Genomic DNA, 13899 nt, shown 5'->3' on the forward strand with positions numbered 1-13899 from the left:
CGGTGGACAACAAGCCCAGCTGCCAACACACGCTACAAGCAATTTGGGTTTTAGGCTTAATTTAAAGTTGGTTTTGTATCAGAAAGATTTGGCATATCCGAAGATAAGGCTTAATTTAGTCCCAAACTGCTTGTAGCGCGAGAACGTTGGTGGCAAGCGTAAAAAACTTCAAAATAGAAACCTTTTCAAACAACAAAAACCCAAAAACTATGTTAATTTTGCATTTCAATGTAAAATAAAGCGTATATTAGCATTATATTTACAATAAATACATTTATTATGTTGTTGCAATTTTCAGTTAAGAATTTCAAAACTTTTAAAGAAAAAACTTCTTTAAACCTTGTTGCGTCAAACTATGACAAAGATACTCGTGAATTTGATAATGTTTATAATGACAATAAGTTTGACATTAGACTACTTAAAAGCGCAGTTATTTATGGCGCAAATGCGAGCGGAAAAAGTAAATTTTTTGAAGCTCTGAATTTTATGAAATACTTTGTTATTTCAAGCTCAAAAGACAGTCAAAAAGGCGATGAAATCGATACAGAACCATTTAAATTGAGTAGTGAAACTGAAAATTCTCCATCTGAATTTGAAGTTGTATTTACACACAATGATGTAATGTTTCGTTATGGATTTGAGGTGGATAAAAAAAATGTAATTTCAGAATGGCTTTATTATAAACCTAAAACTAAAGAAATTGAACTTTTTTATAGAGATGGAGATAATTTTGAAACACATACCAGAAATTTTACTAAAGGAAAAACAGTTATTAAAGAAGGACTTGTGAGAGACAATGCCCTATTACTATCTGTTTCAGCTCAATTTAATGACAAAACTTCAATTGAAGTAATGGATTGGTTTAAAGAACTTAAAACTATTTCTGGACTCAATGAGTCTGGATATAGAGGCTTTACATTAAGCAAAACTGATGATCCAAATCAAAAAGTAAAAATTCTAAACTTGTTAAAAGCAGCTGATTTAGGAATTCAAGATATTAATCTTGAAAAGATTGATTTAGCAAATCTTCCTAAAGATATGCCAAAGGAACTTAAAGATAGAATTACCAAAGAAGTTATTGATGATAAAAAAGAAATTCTTTCAGACGTTTTAACATCACATAAAAAATTTGATTCAAACAAAAAAGCCATTGACTTTGTGAATTTTTCACTGTTCGATGATGAATCATCTGGAACAAAAAAATTCTTTGCATTAACTGGTCCTATTCTAGATGTTATTGAAAATGGTTATACACTAATTGTTGATGAACTTGATTCTAAATTACATCCTAATCTAGTTTGTAAAATCGTTTCCTTATTTAATTCAAAAGAATTAAACAAAAAGAATGCTCAATTAATTTTTAATACTCACGACACTAATTTACTAAGTTCCGGATTATTTAGACGTGACCAAATTTGGTTTACTGATAAAAATAAATTTGGCGAAGCTAAGCTTTATTCTTTAGCGGATTTTAAATCTGACGAAGTCAGAAAAACCGAATCATTCGAAGAAAATTACATTAAGGGTAAGTATGGTGCAATTCCATATTTAGGATTTTTTAATAACCTTAATAATATTCTGCCGTAATATGAGAATGAAGGATAAAAAAGCAGAACAGGCTCTAGACAAAGAAAATCACAGAGCACAATTAAAAGCTAAACGTAGAACAGAAACCAGTATTGAAAGGGCAGAACCTGTACTGAACAAAAAACCAACAATTCTAATAGTTTGTGAAGGTAAAAACACGGAACCATCATACTTTAACCAATTTAGACTTACATCAGCTACAATCGAACCAGTTGGAGAAGGATTTAATACAATATCTTTAGTCAATCGAGCAATACAAATTGCAAATCAAACTAGTTATGAGCAAGTTTGGTGTGTCTTTGATAAAGATGATTTTGATAACGTAGACTTCAACAATGCAATCTCACTTGCTGATGCCAATGGTTTTGGCATAGCATATTCAAATCAAGCATTTGAATATTGGGTTTTACTTCACTTCAATGACCACCAAGGCGGTGGAATGCATAGAGATGAATATAATGACAAATTAAATAAATCTTTGAAGGAATTCAATATTTCCTATGATGGCAAAAAAAGTAAAATAATAACAGAAGAAATTTTTGAATTGCTTGATGGAATTGATCAAAAAATAGGAAAAGAAAGAAAAATATTAGCTATCGAAAGAGCTGAAAAAATTTACGACAGACTTGACCACAATAATCCTGCTAATGAGGAATCATCCACAACTGTCTTTAGATTAGTAAGAGAATTATTAAAATATTTATAGTAGCCAGAACGCCAGCCACCAACACACGCTACAAGCAATTTGGGAATTTGGCTTAATGGAAAATTTGGTTTGTATTTGGAAGATTTGTCAAATCCGAAAGATTACGCTGATTTAGTCCCAAACTGCTTGTAGCGCGAGAACGTTATGCCCAATGCTATGACGACCGTGCAAATGACTAACCACTGCAAAAAACCAGCAAAAAAAGTTTAACTTTGTAAAATAAAATTTCACAAAATAAAGAAGATGAATTATTACGACAGAATTAGAGAATTGACAAAAAATGTTCCCATAGAATTGGTTGATTTTGAACAGCCAAGAGATATGGCAAGAACGCCTACACAAGCATCTTCAAATTTCATTACAAATAAAGAACAAGGTGATTGGGCTGAAAACCTTGTAACAAGAGCAATAAATGAAAATTCTAAAAACTTTGTCGCAGTAAAATACGGTAAATCCGATGATTTAGTAGCAGGTGAAAATGGATTTGATACGTTTTATCAAGATTTTCAAACTGAACTTGACACAATAGGAAAACGACCTGATTTATTAATTTTCAAAAAATCTGATTTTGACAATAGTTTAGGTTTTGATATTAGCCAAATTCCACATCATCAAATCACCGATTATGTAAAAAATGCAATTGCAGGAATTGAAGTTCGTTCAAGTGCATTTTTAATTGACAAATATGAAGAAGCAATGCAATTAAGAACTAAAAGGTTTACAGAAATTGCACTTCAAACAAGAGATACTATATTAGCAGAATTTTTAGATGTTTTAGAACATCCAAATAGAACAAAATACATTACTTTATTAAACACTTTAACTCCAGAAACTATTTCAATCTTTGATTTTAAAGTTCCAGGTTGGAGGTCTAACGAAAGACTTTTAGAGGTTAATAATTTATTCAAAAGATTAAAAGTTGCTATAAAAGAAATTCAAAAAAGAGACTATCTTTCAATAACTCCAAAAGTTGAAGACATAAAAGTTGTTTACAAATGGATTGAAACATTCAATGTACCTCATTTTTATTTTCAAGTATTTTTTGACAAAGTATTTGGTATTTCATTTGAACAAATTCTATCTATTATTTCAAACTCTGATAATGAAGGAGTAATATTTTCTGTTGAAAAAGACGTTCAAAATCAAAACAAAACAACAATAAAAATTAACTCAAAAACGGGTTATCCAATTGCGTCAAAGGTTGATGAACCAACTCACGAAAGCATCAGAAAAGAAATGGACAGAGGTCGTTTATTATTTTATGTAACTTTTAAAGGCGGAACTGCATATCTTGATTTAGACAATTTAAGAACTATTTTAGGAATAGAAGAAGCTGAATTTTAATGATAGTAACAGAAAAACATATTATCAATAATTCTATTGAAAATAATTACTCAAAGTCAATTTCAATAGAGCATCGTAAAAAATTTGCACAATTTTTTACGCCATTTCCTATTGCTGACGCAATGGCTAAATGGCTTTTGGGTAATGACCAATTAAAAGATGTTCTTGAACCTGCTTTTGGTCTTGGTGTTTTTTCAAGGGCAATTTTAAACCACAAGAAAGAAATTAATATAAAAGGTTTTGAAGTTGATGAAACAATATTTAATAACGCAAAACAATATTTTCAAGACATTGAAAATGTAAATCTTCTTTTGCAAGATTATATGTATAACGATTGGAAAAATAAATATGATGGCATTATTTGTAATCCACCATATTTTAAATTTCACGATTATGATAATAAAAATATTTTAAAAGAAATTGAAACCAACCTTAAATGTAAGTTGAATGGTTTTACAAATCTTTACACACTATTTTTATTAAAATCAATTCATCAATTAAGTAAAAATGGACGTTGTGCCTATATAATTCCTTCAGAATTTTTGAATTCTGATTATGGGAAATTAGTAAAAACTTATTTGATAAAAAGCAAAACATTAAGGCACATTATTGTAATTGATTTTGAAGAAAACGTATTTGATGATGCTTTAACAACAGCTTCAATTATACTTTGTGCAAATGACAATTTAACAGATAAAGTTCAGTTTAGTAATATCCAATCATTGCAAGATTTAAGTAAGATAGATGAAATAATAACTAAATATCCGAACTTTTCAGAAACAGAACAGACATATAGTTTTACTGAATTAAATCCAGATATTAAATGGAAAGCTTACTATCAAAAACAAAATAGCATTAAGTTTAAAAATCTTGTGCCATTTTCAACTTATGCAAAAGTAGTTCGTGGTATTGCAACAGGTTCTAATGAATATTTTACTTTCAATTTTTCAAAAGCCAAAGAATTTAATATTGACGAACAATACTTATTACCTTGTATTTGCAGTGCAAAAGATGCTAAAACATCATTTTTTACTAAACAAGATTTTGAAGAATTAAAGAAAAGTGATAAATCTATTTTTCTTTTCAATGCACTAAACCCAAATGATAAAAATATAAATTCTTATATTCAAAAAGGCGAAGAAGAAGAAATCAACAAACGATTTCTTACTGCAAGTAGAAAGCCTTGGTATTCATTAGAAAATAGAAAACCTGCACCAATTTGGGTTTCTGTTTTTAATCGGTCAGGTTTGCGGTTTATTAGAAATGAAGCTAATATTTCTAACTTAACTTCATATCATTGCATTTATCCAAAACAAACAAGTTTGTTTTCAGAAATTAATATTGATTTACTTTTTGCTTATCTCTTAACAGACACAGCAAAACAAATTTTTGATGACAACAGCCGTCAATACGGTAATGGACTTCAAAAATTTGAACCAAACGACCTTAATAAAGGAATGATGCTTGATTTAGGATTACTTGACAAGCAGACATCAAATGAGATTTTAAAACTGTACAAGGAATACAAAAGTTTAATCCTTGACAATAAAAACGGAGACGAAATAATTAATAAAATAGACGAAATATTAACCGACAAGTACAGCGAAAAAAAGCACTAGGGCATAACAGCCGTTTGGCAATATGGCGGGTTTAGGCTTAATTTAAAGTTGGTTTTGTGTCTGAAAGTTCAATCATTAACCGAAAATTTAGGCTTCCTTAATCCGCCACATCGCCAAGCGGCGGGACGTTGGGCATAATGCAAAAAACTTCACGGAAAAAATGGAGAACAAAGGAATAAATAAAAGACAAGGAATTTTCAATGAGTTCTCGGAAAACTTTTCGAAGGTTATGAATAACCCACATGTGGAAAAAATAAATATTGATTACTATATCTGTCCTTTATGTCGAAATTCCTTTACCGAAAAAGATTTAGACCAAGCTTTACAAAACCCTCTTACAATTGAGGATGTTCCACCTAAAAAACTTAAGGGCAAACCATTACTCTTGACTTGCAAAAAGTGTAATAATATAAATGGGTCGGTTTATGATAGCGAGTTAGGAAAATGGTTTAAAGCATTTTGCGCATTGGAAGGAAATGGAGATTTAGAATTCAAAATGAAAATTGATTCTTCCAGGCCTTTCAATGTAAAATTAACAAGAGACATTGAAAAACAACAAATTAATATTAATTCAAATAACAAAAATCCTTATGCGAAACAAAATGTTTCTAATATGCATAACAACGGAAAAGCTGAAGTAAATTACATTTTTGACTTTGGAGATGACAAAAAAATTAATGATGGACTTTTAAGATTTAGTTATTTATATGCCTTCTATTTTTTTGGTTATTCTTATATTTTTTCAGCAGGTGGAAAATACCTGAATGACTACATTTCTTTTAATAAAAATACAGAACTAAAACCGCTTGTTATTTCGGAAAATTTAGATAATTACGAACAAGGAATATATAAAATATCATTCCCTTTAAATATAACTTCATTTCTAGTTGTATTTACTTTTGGCTCGGAAATTAAAAAAAACGTTGGAATAATTATTCCTAGTCCAAAAATTGAACATCTAAATAATTTTAAATCAATAAATAGACAAAAGATAGGTCCGTTAAAGTTTCAGAAGATTTTAAAACAAGAAATTAATAATCGTCCTTTTGTTTGTTATGAAGTATGGAATTAAAAGCACTATGCCCAACACACGCTACAAGCAATTTGGGTATTTGGCTAAATTTGAAATTGGTTTTGTATTTGGAAGATTTGGCAAATCCGAAAATAGGGCTTAATTTAGTCCCAAACTGCTTGTAGCGCGGGAACGATGGAAAAAATCGCCCTTCGGGACAATTTTTTCCATCGAGCCCCCGCTACGCAGGTGATGAAAAACCATCGTTGCTTTCGCACGATGTTCTTCCATCACCCGCTTTGCTAGATTTTCTTCGAGAGCAAGCTCTCTCGAAAACCCCGCAAAGCGGGGGCTCGTTGTGCGTCATACTATGAAAAATCGTAATAAATGAAACAAATTTTAGAATTAAATAATACAGACGCTAAAACATTATTTTTAAAAGAAGAGAGTTATAGTAATATTAGCCTTCCAGATTATTTTTCATTTCAAGAATTATTAGACAAATTAGATAAAGAATTAACTAATAAAAACTTATCAGATTTAAGAACTAAAAGTCCAAGAGAATCAGATTACGTTAATTATAAATTACTTTCTAATAAAGATGGAAAATTTGCTTGGAGACCATTTCAATTAATAAACCCTGCAATTTATGTTTCTTTAGTAAATACAATAACTGAAACAACTAATTGGAATCTACTAAAAAAAAGATTTGAAAATTTTCAAAAAAACAAAAAAATAGAATGTCATAGTTTGCCCGCTATTTCTGAAACAATTGACAAAACAAATAAGTCTGCTCAAATATTAAATTGGTGGCAAATGATAGAGCAAAAATCAATCGGTTTAGCTTTAGATTTCAAATATGTTTTGCACTCGGACATTGCAGATTGTTATAGTTCAATATACACTCATTCTATTCCTTGGGCAATTCACACAAAAGAAAAATCTAAAATAAATAGAAAAAATTCTTTATTAGGTAATGCTATTGACAATCACTTACAAGATATGAGTTATGGCCAAACTAATGGAATACCTCAAGGCAGTGTATTAATGGATTTTATTGCAGAAATAGTATTAGGTTATGTTGATTTACTTTTAACAGAACAATTAAAAGAAAAAAAAATAGATGACTATCACATTTTAAGATATAGAGATGACTATCGGATATTTACAAATAATTCTTTTGAAGCTGAACAAATAACAAAAGAACTTTCAGAAATTTTGTCTAGTATAGGTTTAAAATTAAACGCCGAAAAAACAATGACTTCTGATGACATAATCAAAAGTTCAATTAAACCAGATAAAAGATATTGGATTAGTAATAAAACTATAACTGGTAATAAACAAAAATGGTTAATTAAAATTTATTTATTGTCAGAACAATTTCCAAATTCTGGCACAATAGATACTCAAATGAGAGATTTTTTAACCGTTCTTGAAAAATCGAAAAAAGAAGACCATAATTTAATTTCGCTTATTAGTATTGTAACAGAAATTGCATTGAGAAATCCGAGAGTTGTACCAACTTGTATCGCAATTTTAAGCACATTTATTAGCAAAATTAAAGGTTCTAAAAATCAAATGGAACTTGTTGAGAAAATTCGAAAGAAATTTAGAGAGGTGCCAAATTCATCATTTATAATGATTTGGTTTCAAAGACTAAATTTAAAAATTAACAAAGCGGAAAATTATGATGAATTACTTTGTAAAAAGGTGTTAGATAAAGATATTAAAATTTGGAATTCAGAATGGTTAAATCCTAAATTAAAAAAAATAATAAACGAAACACCAATTACTAAAGAAACAACAATCGCTAAAACGAAGAAGAAAATCTCAAAATCTGAAATAGAAAAAATATTAAAAAGCGCTTCGTATTATGAGTAAAAGTACGAACGCACAACAGCCGTTTGGCAAGATTGCGAATTTTGTGGTAAATTCACGTTTACGTTTCGCAAGAAATTTTATCTTTAACGGAAAATAATCGGTTACGATTTTCGCAACCTCGCCAAGCGGCAAAACGTTATGCCTCATTGTAAAAAAACATCGTAAACAAACATAATAATGGAAGAAATGTACAGACTAATAATTGAATTTAAGACAATTCATCCTTTGAGATTTTGGTCAGCTATTTTAATAGCTACCAGCTTAATCATTATAGTAATTAGGAAACTTTCCAGAAAGAAAGGAACACCACCAACGACAGTAATTGCGGAGAAAGAAACCGTTAAACAAAAACCTGCGACACAAAAAGAGAATCCCATTTTAGCTACACAAACCAAAGTTTATACTGACACATTAGTTAAAAACAGTTTAGAAGTAAGCGAACCAAAACCTGTTTACATAAAACAGATAGAAATAAAACAAGAAGCAATTCCCAAAGTTGAAAAGGTTGAAGTTAAGTTGAAAACTAAACCAAAATCAGAAGAACAACTTCCAAAAGCAAAAATAGAAACAACAAAAGCAAAAGATGAAGTTGTCTTTGTAAATTTTGATATTTTGAAGGCTCAAACAACAAATTCATATCCAATTTTCCGCTTCCCCATAAAAGGAACAGTAGTTAGAAGTTTCAGATTAGGAAACACAAAACGTAGAGGATTTAAAGAAGAACCGTTTCAAAAATCTATTGAGCGGAATTTTGGACAGGAATTTTCTGTTTTAGGAAACGCAAGACTTAACACAGGAAAAGAAACACGACCTTTCGAGCCAGACATAGCAATAATTGATAAATCAAACATTACTAACTTACGAATAGATATTGAGATAGACGAACCATATGCAGGAACTACCCGACAGCCAACACATTGCAAAGGCGATGATGTTAATCGAGACATATACTTTGTTGATAGGGGTTGGATAGTTATTCGGTTTTCAGAGTATCAAGTTCATACACAAGAAAATGACTGTTTGCGATTTATTGCAGAAACAATAAAATCAGCAATTCCAAATTATAGCATTCCAAAAGAATTTGTAAATCAAGCTTCTTTACAAACTGAAAAACTTTGGGATATTGTTCAAGCTCAAAAGTGGGAAAAAGTAAAATACAGAGAACAATACCTAAATCATACATTTAAATCTGTTGAAGAACAAATAGAAACAATTGAAAGAGATTTTGACGAACAAGAACTTAAAGAAGAAAAATTAGTAAAGTCTACTTTAATTGGAGAAGTTGACAACAAACAATCAATAGCTTTTAATCTTAAAAACACGCATTCAAGAGATAGTAGAATTAAATTCTATCCCGAACCACATATTTATACAATTGACAATACACCTGCACCTTCTGCGAGTACGATTATTGCAAAATTCTTTCCTGAATTTGATTCTATATATTGGTCAAATAAAAAAGCACCTCAATTAGGTATGAGCGCAAGCGAAGTAGCATCAATGTGGCGCAAAAAAGGAGAGAAAGCATCACAAGATGGAACTTTTCTACACGAACAAATTGAAAACTTCTATCTAAACCAAGAATACGAAAGAACCGAAGAATTCCATTTATTTGAAAAATTCGTAAATGAAAATAGTACTATTAATCCTTACCGAACTGAATGGAGAATTTTTGATGAATACCATCACATAGCAGGAACAATTGATTTAATATCAAAAAATAGTGATGGTTACGAAATGTATGATTGGAAAAGGAGTAAAAAAGTTGTTAACGCATATACAGGAGAACCAGTAAAAAATAATCAATGGCAAAGTGGTGTGGGACAACTATCTGACATTGACGATACAAGTTATAATCGATATTGCCTACAACAAAGCTTATATAAATACATTCTTGAAAAAAACTATGGAATGAAGGTTTCAAAAATGTTTTTAATTGTATTATATCCCGAATATGAAAATTATTACAAAGTTGAAGTCCCATATCTAAAAGACAAAGCAGAATATATATTAAGAACACTGTAAAGAAACAACGAGGCATAACCGCCGTTTGGCAATATGGCGGGATTAGGCTTAATTTGAAGATGATTTTGTATTTGGAAAATTAGTGTTTAACCGAAAGTTTAGGCTTTCTTAATCCGCCACATCGCCAAGCGGCCAAACGTTGTGCGTCAGGTTGCTAGAACCGAAATGTAAACCAAAGATAAAGATATAAAATAAAATGACAAAAAAATTAATTCCAGCAGTTCGTTACAAAGGGCAAATAGAAATTGGAGAATTTAAAATTTCGTGTGCTGTACTTGATGACGGTCAAAGAATTTTAGTTGATAGAAGTTTAGCAAATGCTTTGGGAATAAAAGGAAGTGGAGCATATTGGCAAAAGAAAAAAGATTTAAAAGGCGCTGTACTTCCTGAATACATTTCAGCAAATTATTTAAGTCCATTTATCAGTAAAGAAGTTGAGTTAAAATTATCTATACCAATAACTTATAAGGATTTAGACGGATCATTAAGCGAAGGAATTCCAGCGACTGCAATTGTAGATATTTGCGATATTTGGCAACAAGCCGACCGAAAAGGCGCTTTAGAAAATAAAGAAAATGCTAAACTTGCAGCTGAAAATGCCTATATAATATTTAAAGGTTTTGCAAATATTGGTATCACGGCTTTAGTTGATGAAGCTACTGGTTATCAATATGACAGAGAAAATGACGAACTGCAAAAAATATTAAAAAAATATATTAGCGAAGAGTTATTACCTTGGCAAAAAAGATTTCCTGATATTTTTTATAAAGAATTATTTAGACTAAATGGTTGGGATTTTACTGTTAATGGTATTAAAAAAAGACCTGGCGTAATCGGAACTTGGACTAAAAAACTTATTTACGAAGAATTACCAAATGGAGTTCTTGAAGAATTGCAGAAAAATATTCCTAAAAGTTCAACTGGAAATAATGTAATTCGTTATCATCAACTATTGACAGAAGATATTGGTAGTCCACATTTAACAGCTCAAATAAACCAAATTGTAACTTTGTTTCAACTTTCAGACAATATGCAACATATGTGGCAACAGTTTGAAAAATTAAGATTAAGACAAAATGGACAATTAGAATTACCTTTCAACTTTGATGAAAATGGACACACAATTGAATAAATAAAAACCCGAACGCACAACAGCAGTTACACAAGATTTGGGTTTTAGGCTAAATTTAAAGTTGGTTTTGTGTCTGAAAGTTCAGTCTTTAACCGAAAATTAAGGTGTACTTTTTCCCAAACCTCGTGTAGCGGGGGCTCGTTGGCAGTAATTATCACAAAAATCCTCTGAAAGTCATATTTTAAGAGTTTATACTAATTTTGAACTTAAAATAATTATTTTTACCAAAAACTTAAATATGAATGAAATAAATACAGAAGAAGAACTTTTCCAATTTGAAAATTTTCAAGAAGCACAAGATGATTATAATGAAAATCCACCATCAGATATTGTTGCTTATAATGAATTAAGATCTTGTGCAGATTTATTAAGAATGCATTCTGAAAACCAATTAGAAATTCAACCGGAGTTCCAAAGAGAAGTTGTTTGGAATAAAGCTATGAAAACAAGACTAATTGATTCTTTAGTAAAACAATTACCAATACCAAGTTTGTGTATTAGTTTAGATTATAAAACTCAAGAAAGATTTGTAATTGATGGTTTACAGCGAATAGCTACAATTATATTTTTTTTAGATTCAGAACCAAAAAACGAATGGAAACTTGCTAAACTCGATGATATAGATGATAGAATATCAGGAAAATCAAATTTATATATAAAGAAAAAATTTCCCGATTTATTTAGTAAAGTTCAGAATACTGTCTTGCCAATTACTGTTTTAAGATGTGATTACTCAAAGAAAAATCATATGAATTATTTATTCACAATTTTTCATAGATTAAATTCCGGTGGTAGTAAATTAACTAATCAAGAAATAAGAAACTGTATTTTCAATGGAACATTTAATACCTTTTTAAAAGCAAGTGTTAATTATGACAATTTCAAAAATTTGTTTGAAATTGATCCTGATAAAATTTATCGTTTTTCAAATGAAGAATTTGTATTGAGATTTATATCTTTTTATAAAAATCACGATAATTATAATGGAAGTCTTTCAAAGTTTTTAAATGACTTTATGGAAAATAACAAAAAAGCCGACCAAACTGCAATTGAAAATTTCAGCACTATTTTTGAACGAACAACAAACTTAATCTATAATAAAATAATGAATATTGGACATTTACCTCGATTAAGCAAAGCAACAACAGAAGCTTTATTTGTTGGTATCGCAAAAAATATTGACCATTTAGAAACTGAAACAAATGCCGAATTAAACATAAGATTTAATAATTTAAAAAATGATGAATTATTTTCAATTGATAGTTTGAAAGAAGGACTTGCACAAAAAGAGCGAGTAATAAACCGATTAAATAAAGCAATATTAATTTTCGCATAAATGATTGCTAAATCTTATATTGAATCAACATTACAAGAATTAGATAAATTATACAACCAAGCATCTAGTCAAAAAAAAGCAATTTATTTTTCTAAACTTGCAATAATTGAATTATGTGGTTGGATTGAGGAAACTGTTGATGAAATTGTACTTCGTCATTGTAATAGAAAATTAAAGAACGTAGAAAATAAAAATTATTGTAAAGAAAAAATAATAAAAAATAATTATGGTTTTCAATATTTGCAAAATATAAGACCTATGCTCATAAATCTAATTGGACTAATTGGAGTTGAAAAATTAGAAATAGAGTTAGAGAAAACAGCTCAAATAACTTTACTTAAAAATAGTTTAGGAAATCTAAAAGTAAGTAGAAATGAAGCTGCGCATACTCATTTAAAAGGAATAACTAGAACGTATAATGCTCCGTCAAGAACATTGGGTGATTTTAATAGAATTTATATTGTTTTAGAAAAATTAGATTTAGAATTAAGAAAATAACTACTGCCAACAGCGGTTTTAAGAAATTGGGGTTTTTGGGATTAATTTAAAGTTTGTTTTGTACTTTTGATTTTTGGTGTTTAATCGAAAGTCTTGGGTTTACAAATCCCCAACTTCTTAAAGCCGCGAAACGTTATGGCACAGCGCCGAATCGACTCTGGTTACTTCAATCGTGAATATTTATCTTCACACTTTTGAGATTTTTACACCTAAAATCGCTTCCGAACTGACTCAATTCAAAGTCTGAAAAGTGTACCGAACTAAACGCAAAAAAGTGTTGAGAGAAAACTTCTGAAAATATTCTGAACTTTTGAACTGCCGAAAATTGAAACCTAAAAAACCGAACTGAACGCAAAAAAGTGTTGAGAAAAACTACTGAAATTGAATAGTTTGCGGTTGAACTAAACGCAAAAAAAATCTAAAAAAATAACAGTGCCGATTCTTAGCACCGTGCCATAACAGCTGCTACAAGCAATTTGGGTTTTAGTCTTGAATTTAAAATTCGTTTTGTGTCAGGAAAATTTGGTCAAACCGAAAGTTTTGGCTAATTTAGTCCCAAACTGCTTTTAGCAACGAAACGATGGAAAAAATCGCCCTTCGGGACAATTTTTTCCATCGAGCCCCCGCTACGCAGGTGATGAAAAACCATCGTTGCTTTCGCACGATGTTCTTCCATCACCCGCTTTGCTAGATTTTCTTCGAGAGCAAGCTCTCTCGAAAACCCCGCAAAGCGGGGGCTCGTTATGGCACAGCGCCGAA

General features: G+C 30.1%; 11 protein-coding genes. 10 read left to right on the forward strand and 1 reads right to left on the reverse strand.

Annotated elements, in window-relative coordinates; genetic code table 11:
• The first annotated feature begins 279 nt into the window (after positions 1-279).
• The 10 genes from B0A57_RS11120 (at position 280) to B0A57_RS11165 (ending at position 13140) form a co-directional block, all read left to right on the forward strand.
• Positions 280-1587, forward strand: a complete 1308-nt coding sequence (locus B0A57_RS11120) for an AAA family ATPase (RefSeq protein ID WP_038466664.1) — start codon at positions 280-282, stop codon at positions 1585-1587.
• A gap of 7 nt (positions 1588-1594) precedes the next feature.
• On the forward strand, positions 1595-2293 hold the full coding sequence (locus B0A57_RS11125; RefSeq protein WP_202819394.1) for an RloB family protein: 699 nt from the start codon (positions 1595-1597) through the stop codon (positions 2291-2293).
• Between the two features lie 243 nt (positions 2294-2536).
• The gene (locus B0A57_RS11130) at positions 2537-3637 is read left to right on the forward strand and encodes an AccI family restriction endonuclease (RefSeq protein WP_038466659.1); all 1101 of its coding nucleotides are present in this window, start codon (positions 2537-2539) and stop codon (positions 3635-3637) included.
• Positions 3637-5256: an HsdM family class I SAM-dependent methyltransferase gene (locus B0A57_RS11135; protein ID WP_038466656.1), complete on the forward strand. Its 1620-nt coding sequence runs from the start codon at positions 3637-3639 to the stop codon at positions 5254-5256. The genes B0A57_RS11130 and B0A57_RS11135 overlap by 1 nt, the downstream gene beginning before the upstream one ends.
• A 160-nt stretch (positions 5257-5416) precedes the next feature.
• Positions 5417-6328, forward strand: a complete 912-nt coding sequence (locus tag B0A57_RS11140) for a hypothetical protein (RefSeq protein ID WP_038466653.1) — start codon at positions 5417-5419, stop codon at positions 6326-6328.
• Positions 6329-6655: 327 nt separating this feature from the next.
• Positions 6656-8149, forward strand: coding sequence for an RNA-directed DNA polymerase (locus tag B0A57_RS11145; RefSeq protein ID WP_038466650.1), 1494 nt, complete (start codon positions 6656-6658; stop codon positions 8147-8149).
• Positions 8150-8326: 177 nt separating this feature from the next.
• On the forward strand, positions 8327-10174 hold the full coding sequence (locus tag B0A57_RS11150; protein WP_052079104.1) for a hypothetical protein: 1848 nt from the start codon (positions 8327-8329) through the stop codon (positions 10172-10174).
• 196 nt (positions 10175-10370) lie between these two features.
• Positions 10371-11306 (forward strand): P63C domain-containing protein, encoded by a 936-nt coding sequence (locus tag B0A57_RS11155; protein ID WP_038466647.1) that lies wholly within the window; start codon positions 10371-10373, stop codon positions 11304-11306.
• A 238-nt stretch (positions 11307-11544) separates the two neighbouring features.
• Positions 11545-12642, forward strand: a complete 1098-nt coding sequence (locus B0A57_RS11160) for a DUF262 domain-containing protein (protein WP_038466644.1) — start codon at positions 11545-11547, stop codon at positions 12640-12642.
• On the forward strand, positions 12643-13140 hold the full coding sequence (locus B0A57_RS11165) for a hypothetical protein (protein ID WP_052079103.1): 498 nt from the start codon (positions 12643-12645) through the stop codon (positions 13138-13140). It abuts the gene before it with no gap.
• Positions 13141-13684: 544 nt separating this feature from the next.
• Here B0A57_RS11165 and B0A57_RS12335 read toward each other — a convergent pair.
• On the reverse strand, positions 13685-13899 hold a 215-nt coding region (locus tag B0A57_RS12335), incomplete at its 5' end, for a hypothetical protein (RefSeq protein WP_207758884.1).

The sequence above is a fragment of the Flavobacterium psychrophilum DSM 3660 = ATCC 49418 genome, assembly GCF_002217405.1.
Classification (GTDB): Bacteria; Bacteroidota; Bacteroidia; order Flavobacteriales; family Flavobacteriaceae; genus Flavobacterium; species Flavobacterium psychrophilum.

Coding starts and splice junctions, on each gene's coding strand:
- B0A57_RS11150 (WP_052079104.1), top strand. CDS start 8,327: ATGGAAGAAATGTACAGACTAATAATTGAATTTAAGACAATTCATCCT.
- B0A57_RS11145 (WP_038466650.1), top strand. CDS start 6,656: ATGAAACAAATTTTAGAATTAAATAATACAGACGCTAAAACATTATTT.
- B0A57_RS11165 (WP_052079103.1), top strand. CDS start 12,643: ATGATTGCTAAATCTTATATTGAATCAACATTACAAGAATTAGATAAA.
- B0A57_RS11120 (WP_038466664.1), top strand. CDS start 280: ATGTTGTTGCAATTTTCAGTTAAGAATTTCAAAACTTTTAAAGAAAAA.
- B0A57_RS11140 (WP_038466653.1), top strand. CDS start 5,417: ATGGAGAACAAAGGAATAAATAAAAGACAAGGAATTTTCAATGAGTTC.
- B0A57_RS11160 (WP_038466644.1), top strand. CDS start 11,545: ATGAATGAAATAAATACAGAAGAAGAACTTTTCCAATTTGAAAATTTT.
- B0A57_RS11155 (WP_038466647.1), top strand. CDS start 10,371: ATGACAAAAAAATTAATTCCAGCAGTTCGTTACAAAGGGCAAATAGAA.
- B0A57_RS11135 (WP_038466656.1), top strand. CDS start 3,637: ATGATAGTAACAGAAAAACATATTATCAATAATTCTATTGAAAATAAT.
- B0A57_RS11125 (WP_202819394.1), top strand. CDS start 1,595: ATGAAGGATAAAAAAGCAGAACAGGCTCTAGACAAAGAAAATCACAGA.
- B0A57_RS11130 (WP_038466659.1), top strand. CDS start 2,537: ATGAATTATTACGACAGAATTAGAGAATTGACAAAAAATGTTCCCATA.